Here is a 22,620-nt window from a genome sequence, read left to right as displayed (position 1 = left end):
ACCGGGCGGTAACATTAACTCGGTTTAATTCTCCTCATCTGGTTCGAGTATTCGCGGGTTTTTTGCGATGAGTTTAATTCTAGTACAGAACCGCCGGATTCGCCTGGCACAGGCCGCCGCACTGCTGATGCTGGGGACGGCTGCCGGGTGCAGTTCGAGCGCAACGCGCTTCACCGACGGACTGGTCACATATTCCACCGCTCCTTCGCAGCCGGTCGACAGCGGACAGATAGCGCCCTCCGAAGAGACATATCCGGTATCGCAAGCGCCCGCAGCGCCTTCCGGCGGCGCGGTGCAGCGCACGCAACTGGCAGCACCCGGCGGCAGCACGCAGCCCGCATCGACGCCGCTTCCGGGCGCAGAGCCGGTGCGCACCGCCCAGATGCAGCCGCCAATCGATCCGCTCAGCCGCTCGGTGGAACGCGACGGCGCCGCTGCTACCGTCAAGAAGCAGCCCGCAACGCTCGGCACTCTGCCGGCCTCCGCTGCTGAGACGAAAAAGGCGGTCGCGCAAAGCGCCGCGAAGCCGGCGTCCGGCACCTATAAGGTCGAATCCGGCGACACACTGACAGGAATCGCGCACAGGAACGGCGTCAGCCTCGCTGCGCTGAAACAGGCCAATGGCATCGAGGACGGGAATGTCCGTATCGGCCAGACGCTCAGGATCCCGGGAGCGGGCGACGCCAAGGTCGCAGCCGCACCGAAACAGGCCGCACCCGCTGCAAAGCCGGTTGAGACCGCCGAAGCTCCGAAGAAACCGGAGGCGGAGGGTACACAGGATAAGCCGAAGCTCGCCGCCTACACCCCGCCGAGTTCGGGCAAGGCTGTGGCGGACGCCGCGAAGTCGGACAATGCCGAGGCTCCCGACGATTCCGGCATTGGCAAGATGCGCTGGCCGGTCAAGGGCCGTGTTGTGTCGGGGTTCGGCCAGGGGTCGGGAACCGCGCGGGATGGCATCGACATCCAGGTGCCGCCCGGAACGCCGGTAAAGGCGGCGGAAAACGGCGTCGTGATCTATGCGGGCGACGGGCTCAAGGATTTCGGCAACACCGTTCTGGTGCGCCACGAGAACGGCCTTGTGACTGTCTACGGCAATGCCAGCGAACTCAAGGTCAAGCGCGGGCAGAAGGTCAAGCGCGGCGAGGACATCGCGCTTTCAGGCGTCAGCGCGGCGACGAATACGCCGAAGCTGCATTTCGAGGTTCGCAAGGACGCCGCGGCCGTCGATCCCAACGACTATCTTCAATAGTCATTTCCAGGACTGCGGGTCGCATCGCGCAACCCGCAGCACTTTTCCGTCAGTTGAAGCTCGGTGGCTTCGTCAGGTCGTTTGCCGGCGGAGCGGACTGGTTGCCGCCGCCCATGTCGGGTGGCGACGACAGATCGTTCGTGTTCGGCTGCGGCGCGGCTCCCGATTGCCCGCCGCCGATTGCCGGCGGCGTGTTGAGGTCGAAGCCGGGAGCAGGGGGCGCTCCGTTGCCGCCCGCAGGCGCTCCGAATCCGGGAAGGTCGGGTATCTTGATGTCGATGGTGGACGGGTCCACGACCTTGCCCTTGTAGTGCATGACCATCTGCGGAAACATGATGACCAGCGCGACCATGAGCACCTGAATGAAGACGAAAGGCACCGCGCCCCAATAGATTTGGCCGGTGGTCACAGGCTCGGTGCGCAGCTTCGTCACGCGGTCGATGTAAGGCGCGCGCGCCGCGACCGATCGCAGATAAAAGAGCGCGAAGCCAAATGGCGGGTGCATGAAGCTCGTCTGCATGTTCACGCCGAGCAACACGCCGAACCAGATCAGGTCGATGCCGAGCTTGTCGGCAGCGGGCGCAAGCAGCGGCACGATGATGAAGGCCAGCTCGAAGAAGTCCAGGAAGAAGGCGAGGAAGAACACCAGCACGTTGACGGCGATCAGGAAGCCGATCTCGCCGCCGGGCAGGGAGGTCAGCAGGTGCTCGACCCACAAATGCCCGTTGACCCCGTAGAATGTCAGGGAAAAGACGCGCGCGCCGATCAGGATGAACATGACGAAGGCCGATAGCCGCGTCGTGGCCGCAAGCGCCTGCTGCACCACGTCGAGATTGAGCCTTCCCTTCGCCGCCGCCATGATGAGCGCGCCGACGGCTCCCATCGCACCGCCTTCCGTAGGCGTGGCGATGCCGAGGAAAATCGTGCCGAGCACGAGGAAGATCAGCGCAAGCGGCGGGATCAGCACGATGATGACCTGCTGCGCGAGCCGCGACATCAAGCCGAGACCGGAGGTGCGGTCGATCAGCGCTGCGACATAGATCACGATCACGCCGACGGTTGCGCCGAGAATGTCGGCGTTCTCGCCATGCATCGGGGCGAGGTAGATGTGCGCGGCATAGGCGAATGCACCCGCGGCCACAAGCGCGACCAGCAGCGAAAGCACGCCCGAGCCGAGCGTGCGCGCCTCCGGCGGCAGCGCCGGCATGGATTTGGGCCGGATGATCGACATGATCAGGATGTAGCCCATATAGATCGCGGTCAGGATCAGGCCGGGTATGAGCGCGCCCTTGTACATGTCGCCGACCGAGCGGCCCAACTGGTCCGCCAGCACGATCAGCACCAGCGAGGGCGGAATGATCTGCGCCAGCGTCCCGGAGGCTGCGATCACGCCGGAGGCGAGTCGCCGGTCGTAACCGTAGCGCAGCATGATCGGCAGAGAAATCAGGCCCATCGCAATGACCGATGCCGCCACCACGCCCGTGGTCGCCGCCAGCAGCGCGCCGACGAAGATGACGGCATAGGCGAGGCCGCCGCGAATCGGACCGAACAACTGGCCGATCGTGTCGAGCAGGTCCTCGGCCATGCCGGATCGTTCGAGCACGATGCCCATGAAGGTGAAGAAAGGGATGGCCAGCAGCGTTTCGTTGGCCATGACGCCGCCGTAGAAGCGTTCCGGCAGCGCGTAGAGCAGGTTCCAGCTCAGATTGATGGTGCCGTTCGAAATGGGCGCGAGTTCCACCCCGATGAAGAAGAAGAGCAGGCCGTTGGCGGCCAGCGCAAAGGCCACCGGATAGCCGATCAGCAGGAATACGATGAGGGAGCAGAACATGATCGGCGCCATGTTCGTGGCGATGAACTCGATCATGACTTGATCTCCTTGGCGAGTGCCTGGCCTTCAAGCTCCGCCGCTTCATGCGCCGAAATGAACGGATTGGGGTCCTCCATGTCCCCTCGCATGATCGCGATTTTCTTGATGATCTCGGAAACGCCCTGAAGGGCGAGAAGGGTGAAGCCCACCAGCAGCAGCGCCTTTGCAGGCCAGATGATGAGGCCGCCGGCATTGGTGGACACTTCGCCTGTCCTGAAGGAGAGCAGGAAATAGGGGACGAAATAGTAGATCATCAGCAGTACGAACGGCATCAGGAAGAAGAGATGCCCCAGCAGATCGATCCAGTGCTGGATCCGCCGCGAAAACATGCCGTACACAATGTCGATGCGGATGTGCTCGTTCTGCTTGAGCGTATAGGCGGCGGCGAGCAGGAAGGCGGCCCCGAAAAGATACCACTGCGCCTCAAGCCAGGCGTTTGAGGAAACGCTGAACACCTTGCGTATGACGGCGTTTATGGCGCTGATGAGGATGGACAGCAGGATCAGCCAGCTTACCCATTTGCCGATAAACTCGTTGAACGCATCAATGGCGCGGGAAAGCGCGAGTAAACCCGCCATCTCCATTCCTCCCTTGTCTTCCAGTGCTCACTTCGATCGTTTGTCCGGCGAGTTCCCCAACCGCCGGCACCGATCATTTCAGGCGCTTAGAGCACAGCCAGCAACCTGTCGCCAGTAAGATACGGCTAAAATATGTGGAGACAAGTCAACGAAAGTCATGGTTGAAACGGAGGCACGATGTCGTTCTTCTCGGTGCGATCCCGGAATAGCGCTGCGCGACCGAGCAGCATCAGCGTGACCGGCGTGGTCACGGTTACGAATGCGGCGATCAGAAGCTCGTGCAGGACCGGCCGTGATTCGGTCATCTGCGAAAAGATGATCGATGAGATCAATATTCCGCCGGCTCCGAACGTCGTACCGAGCGTCGGCGCATGCAGGCGCTGGTAGAAATTGCGGAATCGCAGCAGGCCGATGGCGCCGAGCAGGGTGATTGCGGAGCCGAGCACGAGAAACAGGGAAATGAGTATCGCCGCCCACAGCGGCAGGTCGGTCGGGTCGCTCATTCGATGACTTCTCCCCGCATCAGGAATTTCGCGAGCGCCGCGGTCGAAATGAAACCGAGCAGCGCGATGACGAGCGCGGCGTCGAAGAAAAAGGTGCTGCGCGTGGCGATGCCGAGGCTGAGCATGAACAGCATCGTGGCGACGTAAAGCGCGTCGAAGGCCAGCACGCGATCTTGCGCGCGCGGGCCATAGACGAGCCGCGCAAGGCAGCAGGCCATGGCGGCCAGCAACAGCCAGTGCGAAATCGTGAGCGACCAGTAGAGAAGCGTGAAGCTCATTCGAAGATCTCCAGCAGCAGCGGCTCGTAGCGGTCCTGCACAAGGTCCAGCCAGTGTTGTTCATCGCCGACATCGAGGACATGAAGCAGGAGGAGGCTCTTGCGCGAACGATACTCCACCCATGCCGTGCCGGGTGTGGCGGTGAGTATGCAGGCCAGCATCGCGAGCGCGGTCCTGTCTGCCACTGTCAGGGGGATCAAGATGAAACCCGAGCGCGACGTCGAGATCGGGGCCGAAAGGACCAGCCGCGCCACCGCGATGTTGGATTTCACGATGTCGGCCGAGACCAGGCCGAGCAGCCGGGGGATTGCGCTCCAGCGGCGTATGCGCGGCCGGGACGGCTGCAAAGACGCCATGGTCCAGCTTGCGAACATGGCAATCGGCAGGCCGAGGACAAGGTGGCCGAGCGTCGCGCCATTGAGCAGCAGCCACATCAGCAGCAGCGAGGCGGTCAGCAGCGGATAGGGAAGGAGGCGGCTCATTGCGCGGCCTTCATCGGGGGAGGAACGGGGGCATAGCTCAACACGTCCCGCACATAGCTTGCCGGATCGTGCAGCGCCTGCGCGGTGGCGTCGAGGTAGCGCATGGTCGGTCCGGCCTGCGCCGTCATCCATGTGCACAGCGCCAGCAGGAACGCGACCGGGACGAATTCGATGACGCGCACGCGGGGCACGATGATCTCGACGGGCGCCCAGAAGATGCGGATGCCTGCGCGCAGCATCGCAACGAGAGCGAACAGGCCCGACAGGATGAGCATCGCGAAAAACAGCCAGTTTGCAGTGGAAATCCGGTTGCCTGCGTCGAGCGCGGCCGAAAGCAGGGCGAACTTCCCGACAAAGCCGGACAGCGGTGGAAGTCCCGAAAGCAGGATGCCGCAAATCCCGAAGGAAACGCCGAGAATGGCAAGCGTCGCCGGGATCGTCACGCCCACCTCCTCCTCGATCTCGTCCTCGTCGCCGTCCCCATAGGCTTCCATCGTGACGGAAAGAACGGCAGCCGCCGGGTCCTGCGCGCGGTCGAGAAGCTCGATCAGCAGGAACAGCGCGCCGATGGTCAGCGTCGAATTGACCATGTAATAGAGCGCGGCGGCCGTCGTGCGGTCGTCTGACATCGCCACGGCGGCCAGCAGCGTGCCGCTCGACACAAGGACACTGAACGCGGCAAGGCGCACCATCGCCTGGGAGGCGAGCACGCCAATTGCGCCGAAGGCCAGCGTGGCGAGCCCGCCCGCAAACAGCCATTTGTCGTCGAACCCTGCGGAAGTGCCGGCTGCCGCGCCGAACAGCAAAGGCGAAAGCCGCATCAGCACGTAGATGCCCATCTTGCTGAGCACCGCGAATATGGCGGCCACCGGGGCGGCGGCGGCGGAATATGCGCCGGGCAGCCAAAAGCACAGCGGCCACATGCCCGCCTTCACGAGAAAGGCGATGCCGAGGATGGACGCACCTGCTTCGAGCAGGAAGCGGTTTTCCGGCGGTACCGAACCGATGCGTCCGACCAGATCAGCCATGTTCAATGTGCCGGTTACACCATAAATGAGGCTGACGCCCACCAGGAAAAGCGCCGAGGCCGCGAGGTTTATCGCGACATAGTGCAGACCAGCGCGCACCCTGTGCGGTCCCGATCCGTGCAGCAGCAGGCCGTAGGATGCGGAAAGCACCACCTCGAAAAAGACGAACAGGTTGAAAAGATCGCCTGTCAGGAACGCCCCGTTCAATCCCATCAGCAGGAACTGGAACAGGCTGTGGAAGTGCGAGCCCGCCTTGTGCCAGCGCGCGAGGGAGAAGAACAGGGCTGCAATCGCGAGGAGGCTCGTCATCAGCAGCATGACGGCGGACAGCCGGTCGAGCACCAGCACGATACCGAAGGGCGCTGGCCAGTTGCCGAGCAGGTATACCCCGGTCCCGCCACGGTCCGCGACCTCGAGCAGTGTCATATTGACGACGATCAGCAGCAGCACCGCGCCGACGCTCATCAGCGCCTTCAGCGTGTGCCGGCGCTCGTCGAACAAAAGCAGCAGCGCGCCCGTCAGCAGCGGCAGCAGGATCGGCGCGATGGTGAGGTGGTTCGACAGGTCCATTGTCATGGCTCCCTGCCGTCGACATGGTCCGAACCGGTCAGTCCGCGCGCCGCGAGCAGCACGACGAGGAACAGGGCCGTCGTCGCGAAGCCGATGACGATGGCGGTCAGCACCAGCGCTTGCGGGATCGGGTCGGCATAAGCCGACGGGTCGGTGGGTCCGCCATCCACGAGCACGGGCGCGGCGTTGACGCGCAGGCGGCCCATGGAGAAGATGAACAGGTTGACGCCGTAGCCGATCAGCGAGAGGCCGACGATCAACTGATATGTGCGCGGGCGCTGCAACAGCCAGACGCCGGAACCCACCAGCGCGCCGATGCCGAGTGCGAGAACGAGTTCCATCACGCGTTCTCCGTCACGGTTGCGGGAATCTTCGCGGCGCGCAGCTTGCGGATCGACTGGTGTGCAATTGCGATGAGCATGAGCACAGTCGCGCCCATGACCAGCGAAAAGATGCCAAGGTCGAAGATGAGCGCCGTCGCGACAGGCACCTTTCCGATGAAGGGCACCGCCACATATTGCGCGTGCGAGGTCAGGAACGGATAGCCGAACGCCCATGCGCCCATGCCTGTTGCTGCGGCGATCAGCAGGCCGACGCCCATCCACCTGACCGGCAGCACCCGAAGCCTTTCTTCCACCCAACGCGTGCCGGACGCCATGTATTGCAGGATGAAGGCGGCGGCCATGGCGACGCCCGCCACGAACCCGCCACCAGGCGAATCGTGCCCGCGCAGGAACAGATAGGCCGCGAACACCATGATGACCGGAAAGAGCCACTGCATGATGACCGACGGCACGTACAGGTAGTCCTCGGCCACGCTTGGAGCCGCTTCCGCATCGCCCGTTTCGGGTGCAGGCGTCTGGTTCAGTTGCAGCAATTGCTGCTCCGGCGAGTCGATATTGTCCGGGGCGGGGCGGAAGCGCCGCAGAAGCGCGAAAACGGTGAGCGCGACAATGCCGAGCACGGCGATCTCGCCGAATGTATCGAAACCCCGGAAATCGACGAGGATGACATTGACCACATTGCGCCCGCCGCCCTGTTCATAGGCGTTCAGCAGGAAATAGTCCGCAATCGTCGGCGGCGGATAGCGGGTCATGACAAGATAGGCGAGGAAGCCGGTGCCCGCGCCGCAGGCGATGGCGAGCACCATGTCGCGCCCGCGCCGCGCCCTCGTGATGAGCGACGTTCCTTCCGAGACCGCCTCGAAGCGCTTGGGAAGCCAGCGCAGGCCAAGCAGTATCAGAACGGTCGTCACCACCTCGACGACAAGCTGGGTCAGCGCGAGGTCAGGGGCGGACAGCCAGATGAAGGTCACGCATGTCACCAGCCCCGCGCCGCCCATCAGGATGACCGCGAACAGGCGATGGTATTTTGCCTGGTAGGCTGCCCCGATGGCACAGACAATGCCGATCAGCCACAGGCCAGTGAACAGCAGGTCGGTGTTGCCGAATGTGAGGGGTGGATGAGGCAGTCCCCGGCGCGCGACGGAGAGCGCCCCTGCAAGCAATGCGATGGCGCACAGGATGCTGAGCTGGGGTTGCAGGCGGCGCGTGCCGAGCCAGCTTTCGAGCAATCGTGCCCAGCGCCACGATACCGAAACCATGACGCGCTCGAATATGCGTTGGCCCTTGAGTTCGCGGAAATAGGGCGGGCCTTCCTCGCTTGTGGCGAGATAATTTTTGAGCAGCTTATAGAGGATTGACCCGGCAATGAGCACGAGCACGCTCATCGCGAGCGGCGCATTGAAGCCGTGCCACAATGCGAGGCTGAACGCGGGCATCTCGGGGCCAAGCACTGAGGTCGCCGCGCTCCGCAGATATACGCCGACTGTCTGCGCGGGAAAGATGCCGACCACGAGGCAAATCATCACCAGCAGCGTCGCGGGAGCGCGCATGAAGAAGGGCGGTTCGTGCGGCCGCCGCGGCATGTCGTCGGGAATTGGCCCGAAGAACACGCCGTGGATGAAACGTATGGAATAGGTGACTGCGAACGCGCTGGCGAGAACGGCGACGTAAGGGGCCGCCGTGTCGAGGATCGAATCCGCGTGATGCTCGATCGCCTCGGCGAAGAACATTTCCTTGGACAGGAATCCGTTCAGCAGCGGCACGCCCGCCATCGCGGCACTCGCCACCATGGCGAGCGTCGCCGTGACCGGCATGAGAGAGAACAGGCCGCCCAGCCGACGCATGTCGCGCGTTCCCGCCTCATGGTCGATGATGCCGGCCGCCATGAACAGGGAGGCCTTGAACGTCGCATGGTTGGCCATATGGAAGATGGCTGCCACCGCGCCGAGCGGGCTGCCGAGGCTCAGCAGGAGTGTTATAAGGCCGAGATGGCTGATGGTCGAATAGGCGAGCAGGCCTTTGATGTCCTGCTGGAAGATGGCGAAGAACGCACCGAGCAGCAGGGTCGTCATGCCCGCCAGCCCGACAATGGTGAACCACTCCGGAGTGCCTGCGAGCACAGGCCACAGGCGCGTCATCAGGAACACTCCGGCCTTCACCATGGTGGCGGAATGGAGATAGGCCGAAACCGGCGTCGGCGCGGCCATCGCGTTCGGCAGCCATACATGGAAGGGAAATTGCGCGCTTTTGGTGAAGGCGCCGATCAGGAAAAGGATCAGGATAGGCAGGTAGAGCTTGTGCCCGCGGATCATCGACCCGGAAGCGAGTACCTTGTCGAGATCGTAGCTGCCCACGACATAGCCGATCAGCAGCATCGCCGCGAGCAGGCAAAGCCCTCCGACCGCCGTGATCGTCAGCGCCATGCGCGCGCCGTCGCGGGCCGCTGCATTGTGATACCAGTAGCCGATCAGCAGGAATGAAAAGACGCTCGTCAGTTCCCAGAACACGACGAGCTGGATCAGGTTGCCCGAATTCACGATGCCCAGCATCGACCCCATGAAGGCGAGCAGATAGGCGTAGAAACGCGGCACCGGGTCTTCGGGCGACATGTAGTAGCGGGCATAGATCACCACCAGGAAACCGATCCCTGTGATGAGCATGGTGAACAGCCACGCGAAGCCGTCCATCCGAAACGTCATGTTGAGGCCAAGCTCGGGGACCCATTGCACATTGTGCCGGATCAACCCGCCATTCATCACCTCGGGATAGTGCATCGCCGACAGAACGAACAGGCCGAGCGCGGTGACGCCTGAAAGCCAGGCTTCGGCGTTTCGGGCGTTCGAGGGCAGGGCGAGCGCGATAAGGCTCCCCACGAAGGGTATCGTGACGAGCGGAATCAGGACTGCGCTACCTGTCATGCGAAGGGATGCCTCGAAACCGATTCAGGAGGTGTTGCCTAATGTCAACCATTATGGTTGACTCTGCAACGGAATAATCGGCGAAGCGCAAAGAGTCCTGCTCAATGTCTCTGCTGCCTGAACAATGTCGCGCCGCGCGTGGTCTTCTCAACTGGACTCAGGATCAGTTGGCGGCGGCGGCCGGGGTTTCCCGCAGCACCATCAAGGATTTCGAGTGCCATCGGCACGCGCTCCACAGGGGCTCCGAGGAACTGCTGGTCAAGGCGCTCCGGTTGCGCGGCGTGGAACTGCTGTTCGAGGACGGCGCGGCGCGCGGCGTCGGCGTCTGCATCAAGCCGCCCGGTTGAGGGCCATGCGGGTCAATGTCCGAGAATTGCCGCGCCTGTTTCCTCGATTGCCGAGACCAGCAGCGTGATGTCCTCGTCGCGCGTCCTGTGATTGCAGATCGCGGCGCGCAGGCAGTGGCGGTCGCGGATGGTCGTGTCCGACAAAGCCGCCACGCCGCTTTCCTGAAGGCGCAGCATGATCTCGATGTTGAGGTCGCGCAGGGCGGGTTCGTCCTGCCCGGCGGGGGCGAAACGAAAGCAGACGATGTTCGCCTGCGGCTCGCACATGAGTTCCATGCGCGGGGCTTGCTCGACAAGCGCGGCCAGCAGCCGCGCCTGCGCCATGTTCTGGTCGATCAGCCGCCCGAACTTCTCGACGCCGTGCTCCATCAGCGCCATCCAGACCTTCAATGCCGCGAAGCCGCGCGAGGTCTGCAAGCCGTATTCATAAAGCCATTCGCCCGAGGCAATGCCGCGCGGGGTGCCTTTCAGGTACTCAGGTGAGACGGCGAAGGTGCTGCGGTGCTTTGCGCGGTCCTTGACCAGCGCGCACCCGACCTCGAATGGCGCGTGCAGCCATTTGTGCGGATCGAGTGCGACGGAATCGGCGCGCGCCAGCCCGTCCACACGCCACCCGTTTTCAGGTGCAATCGCCAGTAGCGCGCCGATGCACCCGTCCACATGCAGCCAAAGGCCTTCTTCCTTTGCGAGGTCCGCAAGCGCGTTGAGGTCGTCGATCGCTCCGGTATTGACCGTGCCAGCGGTCGCGATGATGCAGGCGGGCGCATTGCCGCTTGCTCGGTCGGCGCGGATGATCTCGCGCAACGCATCCACGTCCATTCGGTAGTGCTCGTCGCTCTCGACCCGGCGCAGGCTTTCATTGCCGAGGCCGAGCGTCTCCAGCGCCTTGCGATGGCAATAATGGACCTGATCGGAAGCATAGAATTTCAATGTTTTATCAACAAATGCTAATCCTTTTTCGCGGATGTCCGCGCCAGCCATCGCGTTGCGTGCGACGGTGAGGCAAAGCAGGTTCGCCATTGATCCGCCACTGGCCAGCGTGCCGCCGCCATCGTCGGGAAAGCCGACCATGGCGCGCAGCCACCCGACCAGTTGCTGGTCGAGCAATGCGGCGGCATGGCTGCCGCCGCCGAGATTCGATCCCTGTACGGCGGCGATGAAATCGCCGAGCGCGCCGGTGAAATTGCCGGTGCCCATATACCACGACCAGAATCGCGGATGGATGTTGCCCATGGGATAGGACAGCACCGTTTCCCGCAGCGTCTCATAGACGTCGGCAAGTGGCGTGGGCTGGCGTGGAAGCCGGGCCGCAAGCCGCGCGCGCACCTCGTCAGGCATGGGCTGCCAAACGGGCCGGTCGCGCACCCCGGCCAGATAGTCCACCGCATCGTCGACGATGCGGTGGGCAAGTGAGGCGGCCTGTTGCCAGTCCGGCGGGTCCAGCGTTTCCGTTCCGTGCAGCGCGCCGGGCATCGCCGAATATCCGTCCACGTCCATCTTGCGCGTCCTCTATGCCGCCATCTGGCATCCGGGCGTAGACCGCGAAAGCTCCACTTCTTCGTCCGTCATGTCCGCCGGAATCTCCTCGAACATGGGCGTCGAAAGGTAGCGCTCGCCGGTATCAGGCAGCATGCAGAGGATCACCGATCCTTCGTCGGCCTTCTCCGCGACGGCACGCGCCGCAGCGAACGTCGCGCCGCCCGAAATGCCGGTGAATATGCCTTCCTTGCTCGCAAGCAGCCGCGCCCACTGGATGGCCATGGGTCCGGGTATCGGCATGACCTCATCGAAATTCTTGTGGTCGATGGCTTCCTGAAGCACCGCCGGAATGAAGTCCGGAGTCCATCCCTGGATCGGATGCGGCTCGAATGCGGGATGGCTTGCCGTCGGTTCGCCCTGCGGACCGCGCTTCTGCTTTTCACCGCTGCCGAGAAGTTGCGCATTGCCGGGTTCGCACACGACGATCCGCGTTTCCGGTCGCGCCCGCCTCAGAACGCGCGAGACCCCTGTCAGCGTCCCGCCCGTGCCGTACCCGGTCACGAAGAAGTCCAGCCTGGAGCCGGCGAAATCGTTGATGATCTCGCGCCCGGTGGTCGCCTCGTGAATGTCGGCATTGGCTTCCGTCTCGAACTGGCGCGCCAGGAACCAGCCGTTCTTTTCGGCAAGCTCCACCGCCTTGCGGTACATGCCGAAGCCTTTTTCCGCGCGCGGCGTCAGCACGACTTTCGCGCCGAGCATCCGCATCAATCGACGGCGTTCCACCGAAAAGCTGTCCGCCATCGTCACCACCAACGGGTAGCCTTTCTGCGCGCAGACCATGGCAAGGCCTATGCCGGTATTGCCGCTGGTGGCTTCCACCACCGTCTGGCCGGGCTTCAGTGCGCCGGTGCGTTCAGCGTGTTCGATGATGGCGACGGCCAGCCGGTCCTTGACCGAGGAGGCCGGATTGAACGCCTCGCATTTCACATAGATCGTGGTGCCCGGCACGCCGAGATTGTTCACGCGGATGACGGGCGTGTCGCCGATCGTATCCAGCACGTTCTCGAACAGCCTTCCGCGACCTTCAGTTGTCCTGTATGATGAAAGGGTAAGCATCTCGTCCCTCTTGGGTTATGTTTCCCTGAGCAACCGCGACGGTGCCGGGAAATCTCCTGATTCATCTTGAGAAGGCCGGTATAGTCGGAGTGCATGATGGGGAGCGTGGTAGGCGGCGTGGAAACGACCGTGGGAACGAGCGACACGCCCGCGCCCGCCTCGTCCGCGCGCCTTGCGATCAAGCTGCTGGGAGCGTTTTCCGTAGAACGGGACGGCGTGCCGGTCGCCCTGCCGCAGTCGCGCAAGGTGCGCAGCCTGCTGGGCTATCTGGCGTTGGCCGAGCGCCCCGTGACACGCGAACGGCTCTGCGAGCTTTTCTGGCCGGTTCCGAACGATCCAAGGGGTGAACTTCGCTGGACGCTGAGCAAGCTGCGCGCTGTGCTTGAAGGCGACGGCAGGCCGCGGATCGTCACTTCGGAGGACCGGATTTCACTCGACCTCGATGATTGCCGGGTCGATGTCGCGCAATGGCGGGCGCTGCGGCGCGCCGACCTCGCTCTGCTCGACGAAGACGATCTGGCGCCGATGGCCGCGAGCTGGAGCGGCGAGTTCCTGGAGGGGCTGGATGTCGAGCACAGCGCGGAATTCGACCACTGGCTGCTCGCCCAGCGCGCCGAACTGCGGATGCTTCGGTTCGCGGTGATCGGTGAGCTGTGCAGGCGCGCGCCTGTCGGTTCGGACATCGGTCTTCACCTTGCGCGCCAATGGCTGGAGATCGCGCCGCTGGATGCTGGCGCGACAAGCCGCTTCCTGCACGAGTTGGTGGAGCGCCAGATGGTGCCGGAAGCCCTCCAGACCTATGACCGCGCCGCCGAGCGTTTTCGCGCGGCAGGCGTCGATTTCGCGCAGGTGATCGATGCGTGGCAACGGATGCGCGGTGCGCGGCGCTCCGAAGCGCTGCCTGCCGTGGCGATTTCGCCCGAACCTGTCCAGCCGCAGCCGCAGCGCAGGGCTTCGGTCGCCGTCATGCCTTTTCGCGAAATGCGCGAGGGCAGGGTCGCGGCCAGCGAACTGGGCGACGCGCTGGCGCATGACGCAATCACCAAGCTGGCCCGCCTGCGCAGCCTGTTCATCATCGCGCGGGGCTCCGTTTTCGCAATCGCCGATGAGAACCTCGAGCCGCGCGAGGTGGGCGCGCGCCTTGGCGTCGACTATGTCGCGACGGGGCTGCTGCAGCGCGACGGCCAGCATGTGCGCCTCGCCGTGGAAGTCGCCGAGGCCGAGACTTCGCACATATTGTGGGCTGAGACGTTCGAGGCGCATTCGACGGAGCGGTTCGCGATCGTCGACGAGATCAGCGACGGAATCGTTGCTTCCATCGCCTTGCACATCGAAACCGCCGAGCGGGACAGGGCGCTGCTGAAGCATCCCGAATCGCTCGACGCGTGGGAGTGCTACCATCGCGGGCTGTGGCACATGTACCAGTTCATGCCCGCCGAAAACCGCCGCGCCGCCGAGTTCTTCACCCGCTCCATCAAGCTGGACCCGACCTTTTCGCGCGCCTATGCGGGCCTGTCCTTCACGCATTGGCAAAATGCTTTCCAGCGCTGGGACGATAGCGAGGAGCAGACGCGGCAAGCGCTGGCAAGTGCGGCGCGAAGCCTGCTGATCGATGAGGAGAATCCCTCCGCGCACTGGTCCATGGGGCGCGCGCTCTGGCTGACGAACGATTGCGCGGGTGCGTTGCAGGCGCTCCAGCGCTCGGTGGAACTCAGCCCGAATTTCGCGCTTGGCCACTATGCGCTGTCGTTCGTGCATTCGCTGGCCGGCGATCCGACGCAGGCCATCGATTCATCGGAGCAGTCGCGGCTGCTCAGCCCCTGCGATCCGCTGCTGTTCGGCATGTTGGGCACGCGCGCCATAGCGCTCGTCAGGCTGGGCTCGCCACAGGAGGGAGCGGAATGGGCATTGCGCGCCGCCTCTCGGCCCAACGCCCATGTGCACATCCTTGCGCTGGCGGCGCACTGCCTTGCGGTGGCCGGACGCATCGACGAGGCGCGCGATTATGCTGCCCGCATCAAGCTGCGCGACCCGGCCTATCGGGTCGAGGATTTCCTGACCACTTTCCGCTTTGCGCCGCAGGAGCGCGCGCTCTATGTAAAGGCAGGCCAGCGCGCCGGAATATAGAGGCAAGCGCTTTTTGAGGGAACAATTCATGCCTGCATGGATCGAAAAACTGCTGTCGGCGACCTGGTTCGGCTATGTAGCGCGCGCTGTGCTGACCTATATGTTCTGGGCGAGCGGTCTCGCCAAACTCATCGATTTCAGCGGCGGCGTCGGCGAAATGCAGCATTTCGGTCTCGAACCCGCATGGCTGTATAACCTCGCGACCGTCATCGTCCAGCTTGGCGGGTCGCTGCTTGTGATCCTCAATAGATGGACATGGCTCGGCGCGGGCGCGCTCGCCGTTTTCACCGCGCTGACCATTCCGATTGCGCATTATTTCTGGGCGATGCCCGAACCGCAGGCGACCACCGAGTTCTATGTGGTCATGGAGCACATCACGGTCATCGGGGCGATGATGGTCGTGGCTTACGCCTCGATCAGAAAATCGTGACCGGGGGCAGGTGCGCTCCCCTCAAATGTTATTGGTGTTGCCACAATTGCCGGATAGGTTGCCTTCGTCGCTTGAAGAGGTTTCCCGGCAATCAGGCGCTTGAAAGAGAAGATCACGCTTTCGCCTTTGAAAGGAGAGAAAGCGATGCATAATTTTATCGCAGACCCGGCAGATCTGACGACGCTTCGCAGCGTGCTCGACGAGTATTGCGAGCAACATCTGGTGGTCGAGTCCGGTGCACGCGACGAATGCGCCAAGCGCATCATCGCGTTGTTTTCATCCGGTGTGACATCGCGTCAGGCACTGCTTGAAAAGATGAACGGCGCGTTCGCCGGCTAGGTCGTAGTGACGATTTAACGATTTGCTGCGCCGCAGATGAAATTGGTCAGTTCGAGGAAGAAGGAGGAAGGATATGCAGCGCATATTCGACGACGCGTGACGAAGAAATGGCCGATTTCGGCGCGGCCCCTCCGGGGTGGGGCAGAAAAGGCCGCTGAATGCGTCGAAAATGCTCGACGGTGGTCAACACCGCCTTGCGCTTTTCTCCTGTTCAGCGGTCTTTTCCGCTCCAACGCAGCGAACCGTTAAATCGTCACTACGACCTAGTCCTATCTATATGCGGCGTCGACTGTTTCTTCGGCCGGCTGATTTCCGCCGGTGATCGGAGTGCTGTATTCGAGGAACTGTCGCCCGCATTCATGCCAGTCGTAGGACATCGCCCGGTTGCGCGCGGCCTCGCGCGGAATCTCGAGCGCGGCCAGCGCGGCGCGGCCAAGTTCCTCATCGAGTATGCCGCCATGCCCGTCACCGACAATGTCGAGCGGGCCGGTAACCGGAAAGGCCGCGACCGGGCAGCCGCTCGCCAGCGCTTCGAGAATGACATTTCCGAACGTATCTGTCCGGCTCGGAAAGACGAAAACGTCCGCGCCCGCATAGATGGCGGCCAGTTCCTCGCCGCGCCGGGTGCCCAGGAAATGCACGTTCGGGTATCTCGCCTTCAGCCGCGCCATTTCCGGGCCGTCGCCGACCACCACCTTGCTGCCCGGCAGGTCGAGGTCGAGAAAGGCGGGCAGGTTCTTTTCAACCGCGACCCTTCCGACATTCAGGAATATGGGCCGGGGAAGGCCCATGTCCGCCCGCCGCGTCGGGTTGAAGAGCTGGGTATCGACGCCGCGCGACCAGAGCCGGATGTTCCGAAATCCGCGCGAGGCGAGCTCCGCGCCCATTGACGGCGTGGCGACGAGGATTCCCTTGCCGGCATTGTGAAACCGGCGCAGCCACCGATAGCTCCAGTCCTCCGGAAACGGAACGCGCGCGCGGATGAACTCGGGAAAGCGGGTGTGGTAACTCGTGGTGAATGCCCAGTGGCGCGAGATGCAGACCCGGCGCGCGAGAACGCCGAGCGGCCCCTCGGTCGCGATGTGGATACGCTCGGGATTGAACTCGTCCATGCGCCGCGCAACCATGTCGCAGGTTGCGAGCGACAGGCGTATTTCCGGATAGGTGGGCATGGGGAGCGTGCGAAAATCGCCAGGCGTGATCATGGCGACGTCCTTGCCCATTTCCGTCAGCGTCTGCGCCAGCCTTTCGAGCGTCAGCACCACGCCGTTGACCTGCGGTCGCCATGCATCGGTGACGATGAGAATCGACATTGGGCGCTTTTCAGGCCGCCCGCCGCCAGGGCAGGGCCGCCGGTTGTTCCCGGGCACCGTTGAGAACCCGGCTGTGTGTTTGCCAGTTGATGATCTCCATGCGCCCGTCCCGGTGCTCGACCAGCGCGGTGCAGCTTTCGACCCAGTCGCCCGTATTGAGATAGATCAGGCCGTTGATGTCGCGCATGGCGGCTGAGTGGATGTGGCCGCAGATCACGCCGTCGACATTATGCCGCTCGGCCTCCGCCGCGAGTGTTTCCTCGAACTGTCCGATGAAATTCACCGCATTCTTGACGCGCGCCTTCGCCCAGGCCGAGAGCGACCAGTAGGTGAAGCCGAGCCTTCGCCGCACGACGTTGATGCGGTTCGAAATCGCCATTGCTGCGCGGTATGCCCAGTCGCCGAGGAAAGCGAGCCAGCGCGCGTGGCGGACCACGAGATCGAACAGGTCGCCGTGGATCACGAGGTAGCGCTTGCCGTCCGCGGCCACATGCACCGCCGTATCGCTCACCTCGATATTGCCGAAGCTCAGGCCGCAGAACTCACGCAGGAACTCGTCATGATTGCCGGGAATGTAAATGAGCCGCCCGCCTTTGCGCACCTTGCGCAAGAGCTTCTGGATGACATCGTTGTGGGACTGCGGCCAGTACCAGGAGGAGCGCAGCCGCCATCCGTCGATGATGTCGCCGACGAGGTAGATCGTTTCGGCATCGTGCTCACGCAGGAATTCGAGCAGTGCGTCGGCCTGCGCACCCTTGGTGCCCAGATGCACATCGGAGATGAAGATGCTCCGATACCGGGCGGTCGGTGCTGGATCCGAAGAATCGATGGTCGCTCTTGCGTTCATGTGCTGCTTTTGGCAGCGAAGTGATGACAGCAGAATGACATAGCCCATTCTTGAAGCTGGCGGGGATCGTGGTTGCGCCTCCAAGATTGCGCTGTCGGTCAAAGCCGGACTCGTCTAGAATGCCGCAGCGGGCAATGGAAATTCATGCGGTCGGAGGGATCCCATGTTTTTTGGAGTGTCGTTGCTTCAGGACATCCATGTCCTGATCAGCCTTGTCGGAATCGTAACGGGGTTGCTGGTCGTCTGGGGTCTCTTGAAGTCCCGCACCATGGAGGGGCTGACGGCGATCTTCCTTGTCACGACGCTCTTGACCAACCTGACCGGGTTCCTGTTTCCGATCACCGGCTTCACGCCCGCGCTCGGGGTCGGCGTGATCGGGACGCTGGTGATGATCGCCTGCCTCGTCGCCCGCTATGTCCAGAAGATGCATGGCGCATGGCGCGGCATCTATGTCGTGACGGCGGTGCTGTCGCTCTACCTGAACGTCTTTGTGCTGGTGGTGCAGTCGTTCCTGAAGATACCGGCCCTGCACACTCTCGCGCCGAACGGAAACGAGCCGCCGTTTGCCGTCGTTCAGGGACTGGTGCTGCTGGCTGCGATCATCCTCGGATGGCTCGCCTACCGGCGCTTCTTTCCCGGCAGCGGCGCAATGAACAGGCTCGCGCGCACCTGACCGCGCGACCTCGCCTTTTGAGGCGGGTTGTTTGAGCAGTATTTAGGCATCTTCCAAAAGCCCGGCCGCGACCGCCTGAGAGCGTCGCGGGAAGCCCCATTTTGCCATCTGGACAAGAAGCTGTGTCGTGAATGCACGCGGCGGTTGACAGCAAATCGTTTAGCCGTAGAATGTTGACATAGTGTCCACAATACGGACAAAAAAGTTGAAACGTGAACCCACACTATCGCAGTTGGATGACGACACGGGCGCCGTTCGGAGCCTGCGCAAGGCTCTGGCCGTGCTTGAATGCATAGGCAGTTCAAGGACGCCGCCGAGAATTGCCGAAGTGGCGATTGCGGTCGGGATCAGCAGGCCGACGGCCTACCGCATCGTGAACACGCTCATCGCCGAGGGATATGTCACGCAGGACGTCCAGTCGGGACGGCTGTCGATCGGTCATTCGGTGCTGATGCTGTCCGCCAGCCTTCTCGACAGCAACCGGTTGCGCCTTGAATCGCTGCCGCATCTGGAGTCACTGGCGGAACTGACGGGCGAGCGCACCAATCTCGGCATCATTCATCGCCACAAGGTGCTCTACATCGCGGGCGTGGAGAAGCCGTCGCTTCCCACCATCTACACGCGTTTCGGAAAGACTGCGCCCGCGCACTGCTCCTCATTGGGCAAGGCCATTCTCGCGCACCTCCCTCCGGTGGAAGTCGAGCGCATCCTGTGCGCCGAGCCGCTCATTGCGTCCACGCCGAATTCGATCACGACGGCCATCAAGCTCCATGAGGAACTCGCGGAGACGCGAGGGCGGGGCTACGCGCTGGACCGGCAGGAGCATGAGATCGGGTCCTGCTGCGTCGCCGCCCCGATTTTCGGCGACGGTGGTGTCATCGGCGCAATCGGCATCAGCAGCCAGGCAATCGAGCCGCTTCTGGAGCAGGTGGATGTGCTGCGTCACACAGCGGAGGTGATCTCTCACCGCCTGGCTGTGCGTGTCCGAAGCCACGAATAGGCAGATCAAACAAAAATCGCGTGTCAACGTAAAAAGGGGAATAACAATGAGCAGGCAAAAGGAATTTCTGACCAATGGGATGATGCAGTTCGGCAGCGCGTCGAGGCGCTCGGTGCTCAAGGGCACGGCGGCTCTGGGCACTGCGGCAGCCCTCGGCGCGGTGTTTGGGCGAGGCTCGCAGGCAAATGCAGCCACGACGCTCAACTTCCAGACCTCGGCGGGTGCGCGGTTCGGAACCCCCAACGCGGCGCTCATCACCGATTTCAATGCCAAGAACCCGGACCTTCAGGTGGTGATGGAAACGGTGCCGGTGCAGAACTACTTCCCGAAGCTCTCCACCGAAGTCGCGTCCAACGCGGCAAACCTCGAGGTGTTCACGGGCATTACCAACCTTCTCTACGCCTTCGCGGCAACCGGCAAGATCGTCCCCTTCGACGAGGTGTTCACGCCTGAGCAGATCGCCGAAATCGAGAAGGACATCCCAGCGAAATATCTCGACACATGGCGCTACAAGGGCAAGCTCTACGCCATTCCCAACGATTCCAACGCGCAGTGGTCGTTCTACCGCAAGGACCTCTTCGAGGCTGCGGGCGTAACGCCGCCGCAGAAGTGGGAAGATGCGGTGGCGGTGGCCAAGGCGCTGACCAAGGACGGCGTTTACGGCTATACCGCCAGCCTGCGGCGCGGCGAGTATGCGGGCGCACATTTCTCGAGCATCCTGTTCTCCTATGGCGGCGAATATTGGGACGCAGACTTCAACCCGATGCTGAACACCGACGCGGCGAAGAAGGCTATCCAGATCATGCTGGACCTGATGCCTTATGCCGATCCGGGCACGATCAACGCCGGCGAGGACGACACCGCGCAGGTGATCGCCAGCGGCGTCGCGGCATGGGCGCCGCTCGAATGGGGCCGCTCGGACCTCACCGACGCAGCGAAGATCAAGACCGCCGACCAGATCGAGACGACCGTGCCGCCGGACGGCGGCGACCATCCGGCCGCACCCTGCCTCGGCGGGCAGGCTTACATGATCGCGAGTTGGGCTCCCGACAAGGCGGCGGCTGCCAAGTGGGTCGGCTATGCGACCAGTTCGGAGGTCATGCGCACCTTCGTCGCGAACCAGGGCCAACCCGCCCGGTCGAGCGCGCTCAACGATCCTGAGAACGTCAAGATCGGCAGGTATTTCCCGACGCTCCAGAAGGTGCTGGCGCAGGGGCATCCGTTCCCGGCGATCCCGGAATCCTATCAGTTCCTGGTGGAACTCGGGAACCATGTCGCGGATATTCTGACCGGCACGGTTTCGGCGGATCAGGGTTTGCAAAATGCCAATGACGCCTTCGCCAAGCAGTTGAAGGATGCAGGATATCTATAAGATTCTGCTGAATTAAATTGAGCAAAGACGGCGGTCGTGACAGCATCGGCGAACAGTGAAAAAGGCGAGGGCCGGCTGCGAAACTCTTGGATAGGTTTCGTTGTTCCGCCCCTTGCCGTGCTGGCGATCATCATTGTCGTCCCGACCGTCCAGCTCATCTACAACAGTCTCCATCACTGGAGCCTGTTGTCGGGTGTCAAGCGTTTCGTCGGGCTGGGGATGTACGTCTCCGTCCTGACGGATACGCTGTTTACAGGCGCTATGTTGCGCACGCTCGTCTATACCGTGGTCGTGGTGCTGATCGAGCTTGTGCTCGGACTGGCGCTGGCGGTCATTCTCAATCGCGAGTTCCGGGGCGCGCGCATCCTGCGCACGGCTTTCCTGACGCCGATGCTGATGGTGCCGATCATGGTCGGCCTGTTGTGGAGCCTGATGTTCCAGCCGTCGATCGGTGTGGTGAATTATGTGCTCGGTCTGCTCGGCATCGATCCGATCCTGTGGCTGTCGAGCAGCACGCTTGCGCTGCCTTCCGTGGGCATCGCGGAAATCTGGCAGTGGACGCCTTTCGTGGCGATTGTCTTTCTGTCGGCGCTGCAGGGGCTTCCGGCCAATGTGGTTGCCGCCGCGCGGCTCGACGGCGCGGGGCGGCTGCGTCGCCTGCTGACCATCGAGCTGCCGATGATGTGGAACGTGGTCGGGATCGTGTTTCTGCTGCGCTTCATCGATGTCTTCAAGACCTTCGGACTGGTCTATGTGATGACGCGCGGCGGGCCGGGGCGGTCCACCATGCTGGCCGGGTTCTATCCATGGGAAGTGGGCTTTTCCCAGTTGTTGATGGGAAAGGCGAGCGCTGCCGCCTTCGTCCTGATGAACATCATTTCGATCCTCGCGCTTCTGCTGCTGCGGTTCCTGTTCCGTGAGGAAAAGGCATGAGCACGGGTCCCGAAACAAGGTTCCGCAACACCAAGATCGCGCTTTTCGTCCTGGTCGTGGCGGCTTGGCTGACCCCGGTCTACTGGCTGGTGAATGTCGCACTCAAGACGCAGTCGCAACTGTTCGTGCAGACGCCGACCTTCATCTTTGAGCCGACCTTCGAGAATTTCTCGCTTGCGATCTACAAGTTCGGCATTCTTCGCAACGCCCTGAACAGCCTGATTATCGCCAGCGGGGCAACGGCGATCACGCTCGTTTTCGCAACGCTGCTGGTCTACGGCATCACGCGCTTCCGATTTCGGGCGAGGAACCCGCTGCTGATGTGGATTCTCAACCTGCGCATGTTGCCGCCCATCGCAATCGTCATTCCCTACTATGTGCTCTATTCGCAGGTCGGCCTGATCGACACATTTCCGGGCCTGATCCTCGCCTACCTGCCGCTCACCCTGCCGCTGGCCGTGTGGCTGCTCTACGGCTTCGCGCAGGACATTCCGCGTTCGATAGACGAGGCTGCGCGGATCGACGGCGCGAACAGGTGGCAGGTGTTTCGCGACATGGTGCTGCCGCTGATGCGGCCCGCAATCGCGGTGGCCGGAACCTTCTGCTTCCTCGAAGTGTGGAACGAGTTCACGCTGGCCCTGATCCTGACCGGCAGCCAAACCAAGACGGTGCCGATCGGCATGTCGCAATTCCTGACGGAACACTCGGTGGAGTGGGGTCCGATGGCCGCCGCCGCCTTGCTGTTGCTGCTGCCGCTTCTGGTTGTGACCTATTTTCTCCAGCGCTCCCTTGTCCGGGGCCTGACGCTCGGTGCAGTGCGATGA

The 22,620-nt window shown here is 62.9% G+C and carries 22 protein-coding genes; 10 read left to right on the top strand and 12 right to left on the bottom strand.

Annotated features, from left to right (window positions below; genetic code table 11):
- Positions 1–67: 67 nt before the first annotated feature.
- Positions 68–1,249, top strand: coding sequence for a peptidoglycan DD-metalloendopeptidase family protein (locus tag M9924_17485; GenBank protein ID MCO5066188.1), 1,182 nt, complete (start codon positions 68–70; stop codon positions 1,247–1,249).
- 49 nt (positions 1,250–1,298) lie between these two features.
- On the opposite strand, the gene M9924_17480 is transcribed toward M9924_17485, so the two are convergent.
- The 8 genes from M9924_17480 to M9924_17445 form a co-directional block, all read right to left on the bottom strand.
- Positions 1,299–3,116: a TRAP transporter large permease subunit gene (locus M9924_17480; GenBank protein MCO5066187.1), complete on the bottom strand. Its 1,818-nt coding sequence runs from the start codon at positions 3,114–3,116 to the stop codon at positions 1,299–1,301.
- Positions 3,113–3,697, bottom strand: coding sequence for a TRAP transporter small permease subunit (locus M9924_17475; GenBank protein MCO5066186.1), 585 nt, complete (start codon positions 3,695–3,697; stop codon positions 3,113–3,115). The genes M9924_17480 and M9924_17475 overlap by 4 nt, the downstream gene beginning before the upstream one ends.
- A gap of 155 nt (positions 3,698–3,852) precedes the next feature.
- Positions 3,853–4,200, bottom strand: coding sequence for a monovalent cation/H(+) antiporter subunit G (gene mnhG, locus M9924_17470; GenBank protein ID MCO5066185.1), 348 nt, complete (start codon positions 4,198–4,200; stop codon positions 3,853–3,855).
- Entirely contained in the window at positions 4,197–4,478 is a 282-nt protein-coding gene (locus tag M9924_17465; protein ID MCO5066184.1) for a K+/H+ antiporter subunit F, read from the bottom strand. The genes mnhG and M9924_17465 overlap by 4 nt, the downstream gene beginning before the upstream one ends.
- On the bottom strand, positions 4,475–4,960 hold the full coding sequence (locus M9924_17460; protein ID MCO5066183.1) for a Na+/H+ antiporter subunit E: 486 nt from the start codon (positions 4,958–4,960) through the stop codon (positions 4,475–4,477). The genes M9924_17465 and M9924_17460 overlap by 4 nt, the downstream gene beginning before the upstream one ends.
- The gene (locus tag M9924_17455; GenBank protein MCO5066182.1) at positions 4,957–6,558 is read right to left on the bottom strand and encodes a monovalent cation/H+ antiporter subunit D; all 1,602 of its coding nucleotides are present in this window, start codon (positions 6,556–6,558) and stop codon (positions 4,957–4,959) included. Before M9924_17455 ends, M9924_17460 begins: the two co-directional genes overlap by 4 nt.
- A 2-nt stretch (positions 6,559–6,560) precedes the next feature.
- Positions 6,561–6,899 carry a Na+/H+ antiporter subunit C gene (locus M9924_17450; protein MCO5066181.1) on the bottom strand — a complete coding sequence of 113 codons (339 nt, stop codon included), beginning with the start codon at positions 6,897–6,899 and terminating at the stop codon, positions 6,561–6,563.
- Positions 6,899–9,820, bottom strand: coding sequence for a monovalent cation/H+ antiporter subunit A (locus M9924_17445; protein MCO5066180.1), 2,922 nt, complete (start codon positions 9,818–9,820; stop codon positions 6,899–6,901). The genes M9924_17450 and M9924_17445 overlap by 1 nt, the downstream gene beginning before the upstream one ends.
- A 104-nt stretch (positions 9,821–9,924) precedes the next feature.
- On the opposite strand from M9924_17445, the gene M9924_17440 reads away from it, so the two are divergent.
- On the top strand, positions 9,925–10,167 hold the full coding sequence (locus tag M9924_17440; GenBank protein ID MCO5066179.1) for a helix-turn-helix transcriptional regulator: 243 nt from the start codon (positions 9,925–9,927) through the stop codon (positions 10,165–10,167).
- Positions 10,168–10,179: 12 nt separating this feature from the next.
- On the opposite strand, the gene M9924_17435 is transcribed toward M9924_17440, so the two are convergent.
- Entirely contained in the window at positions 10,180–11,664 is a 1,485-nt protein-coding gene (locus M9924_17435) for an aspartate aminotransferase family protein (protein ID MCO5066178.1), read from the bottom strand.
- 12 nt (positions 11,665–11,676) lie between these two features.
- Positions 11,677–12,762 (bottom strand): cysteine synthase A, encoded by a 1,086-nt coding sequence (gene cysK / locus M9924_17430; GenBank protein ID MCO5066177.1) that lies wholly within the window; start codon positions 12,760–12,762, stop codon positions 11,677–11,679.
- Between the two features lie 96 nt (positions 12,763–12,858).
- Here cysK and M9924_17425 point away from each other — a divergent pair, with 96 nt between their 5' ends.
- The 3 genes from M9924_17425 to M9924_17415 all read left to right on the top strand — a co-directional run bounded on the left by M9924_17425 (position 12,859) and on the right by M9924_17415 (position 15,658).
- Positions 12,859–14,889 (top strand): transcriptional regulator, encoded by a 2,031-nt coding sequence (locus tag M9924_17425; protein MCO5066176.1) that lies wholly within the window; start codon positions 12,859–12,861, stop codon positions 14,887–14,889.
- Between the two features lie 28 nt (positions 14,890–14,917).
- Positions 14,918–15,319 carry a DoxX family protein gene (locus tag M9924_17420; GenBank protein MCO5066175.1) on the top strand — a complete coding sequence of 134 codons (402 nt, stop codon included), beginning with the start codon at positions 14,918–14,920 and terminating at the stop codon, positions 15,317–15,319.
- 99 nt (positions 15,320–15,418) lie between these two features.
- Positions 15,419–15,658 carry a hypothetical protein gene (locus M9924_17415; protein ID MCO5066174.1) on the top strand — a complete coding sequence of 80 codons (240 nt, stop codon included), beginning with the start codon at positions 15,419–15,421 and terminating at the stop codon, positions 15,656–15,658.
- 269 nt (positions 15,659–15,927) lie between these two features.
- On the opposite strand, the gene M9924_17410 is transcribed toward M9924_17415, so the two are convergent.
- Together M9924_17410 and M9924_17405 are read right to left on the bottom strand one after the other, a co-directional pair.
- The gene (locus M9924_17410) at positions 15,928–16,971 is read right to left on the bottom strand and encodes a glycosyltransferase family 1 protein (protein ID MCO5066173.1); all 1,044 of its coding nucleotides are present in this window, start codon (positions 16,969–16,971) and stop codon (positions 15,928–15,930) included.
- 10 nt (positions 16,972–16,981) lie between these two features.
- Positions 16,982–17,818 carry a UDP-2,3-diacylglucosamine diphosphatase gene (locus M9924_17405; GenBank protein ID MCO5066172.1) on the bottom strand — a complete coding sequence of 279 codons (837 nt, stop codon included), beginning with the start codon at positions 17,816–17,818 and terminating at the stop codon, positions 16,982–16,984.
- Between the two features lie 163 nt (positions 17,819–17,981).
- On the opposite strand from M9924_17405, the gene M9924_17400 reads away from it, so the two are divergent.
- The 5 genes from M9924_17400 (at position 17,982) to M9924_17380 (ending at position 22,620) form a co-directional block, all read left to right on the top strand.
- Positions 17,982–18,491: a hypothetical protein gene (locus tag M9924_17400; protein ID MCO5066171.1), complete on the top strand. Its 510-nt coding sequence runs from the start codon at positions 17,982–17,984 to the stop codon at positions 18,489–18,491.
- A gap of 205 nt (positions 18,492–18,696) precedes the next feature.
- Complete coding sequence (locus M9924_17395; protein ID MCO5066170.1) at positions 18,697–19,491, top strand: IclR family transcriptional regulator; 795 nt, start codon at positions 18,697–18,699, stop codon at positions 19,489–19,491.
- A 46-nt stretch (positions 19,492–19,537) separates the two neighbouring features.
- Positions 19,538–20,863 carry a sugar ABC transporter substrate-binding protein gene (locus M9924_17390; protein ID MCO5066169.1) on the top strand — a complete coding sequence of 442 codons (1,326 nt, stop codon included), beginning with the start codon at positions 19,538–19,540 and terminating at the stop codon, positions 20,861–20,863.
- Between the two features lie 36 nt (positions 20,864–20,899).
- Positions 20,900–21,796, top strand: coding sequence for a sugar ABC transporter permease (locus M9924_17385; protein MCO5066168.1), 897 nt, complete (start codon positions 20,900–20,902; stop codon positions 21,794–21,796).
- Complete coding sequence (locus tag M9924_17380; GenBank protein MCO5066167.1) at positions 21,793–22,620, top strand: carbohydrate ABC transporter permease; 828 nt, start codon at positions 21,793–21,795, stop codon at positions 22,618–22,620. The genes M9924_17385 and M9924_17380 overlap by 4 nt, the downstream gene beginning before the upstream one ends.

The sequence above is a fragment of the Rhizobiaceae bacterium genome (genome assembly GCA_023953835.1).
Classification (GTDB): Bacteria; Pseudomonadota; Alphaproteobacteria; order Rhizobiales; family Rhizobiaceae; genus Mesorhizobium_G.
This window is presented reverse-complemented; position numbering and strand designations above follow the sequence as displayed.

Coding starts and splice junctions, on each gene's coding strand:
- M9924_17485 (MCO5066188.1), top strand. CDS start 68: ATGAGTTTAATTCTAGTACAGAACCGCCGGATTCGCCTGGCACAGGCC.
- M9924_17480 (MCO5066187.1), bottom strand. CDS start 3,116: ATGATCGAGTTCATCGCCACGAACATGGCGCCGATCATGTTCTGCTCC.
- M9924_17475 (MCO5066186.1), bottom strand. CDS start 3,697: ATGGCGGGTTTACTCGCGCTTTCCCGCGCCATTGATGCGTTCAACGAG.
- mnhG (MCO5066185.1), bottom strand. CDS start 4,200: ATGAGCGACCCGACCGACCTGCCGCTGTGGGCGGCGATACTCATTTCC.
- M9924_17465 (MCO5066184.1), bottom strand. CDS start 4,478: ATGAGCTTCACGCTTCTCTACTGGTCGCTCACGATTTCGCACTGGCTG.
- M9924_17460 (MCO5066183.1), bottom strand. CDS start 4,960: ATGAGCCGCCTCCTTCCCTATCCGCTGCTGACCGCCTCGCTGCTGCTG.
- M9924_17455 (MCO5066182.1), bottom strand. CDS start 6,558: ATGGACCTGTCGAACCACCTCACCATCGCGCCGATCCTGCTGCCGCTG.
- M9924_17450 (MCO5066181.1), bottom strand. CDS start 6,899: ATGGAACTCGTTCTCGCACTCGGCATCGGCGCGCTGGTGGGTTCCGGC.
- M9924_17445 (MCO5066180.1), bottom strand. CDS start 9,820: ATGACAGGTAGCGCAGTCCTGATTCCGCTCGTCACGATACCCTTCGTG.
- M9924_17440 (MCO5066179.1), top strand. CDS start 9,925: ATGTCTCTGCTGCCTGAACAATGTCGCGCCGCGCGTGGTCTTCTCAAC.
- M9924_17435 (MCO5066178.1), bottom strand. CDS start 11,664: ATGGACGTGGACGGATATTCGGCGATGCCCGGCGCGCTGCACGGAACG.
- cysK (MCO5066177.1), bottom strand. CDS start 12,762: ATGCTTACCCTTTCATCATACAGGACAACTGAAGGTCGCGGAAGGCTG.
- M9924_17425 (MCO5066176.1), top strand. CDS start 12,859: ATGGGGAGCGTGGTAGGCGGCGTGGAAACGACCGTGGGAACGAGCGAC.
- M9924_17420 (MCO5066175.1), top strand. CDS start 14,918: ATGCCTGCATGGATCGAAAAACTGCTGTCGGCGACCTGGTTCGGCTAT.
- M9924_17410 (MCO5066173.1), bottom strand. CDS start 16,971: ATGTCGATTCTCATCGTCACCGATGCATGGCGACCGCAGGTCAACGGC.
- M9924_17405 (MCO5066172.1), bottom strand. CDS start 17,818: ATGAACGCAAGAGCGACCATCGATTCTTCGGATCCAGCACCGACCGCC.
- M9924_17400 (MCO5066171.1), top strand. CDS start 17,982: ATGTTTTTTGGAGTGTCGTTGCTTCAGGACATCCATGTCCTGATCAGC.
- M9924_17390 (MCO5066169.1), top strand. CDS start 19,538: ATGAGCAGGCAAAAGGAATTTCTGACCAATGGGATGATGCAGTTCGGC.
- M9924_17380 (MCO5066167.1), top strand. CDS start 21,793: ATGAGCACGGGTCCCGAAACAAGGTTCCGCAACACCAAGATCGCGCTT.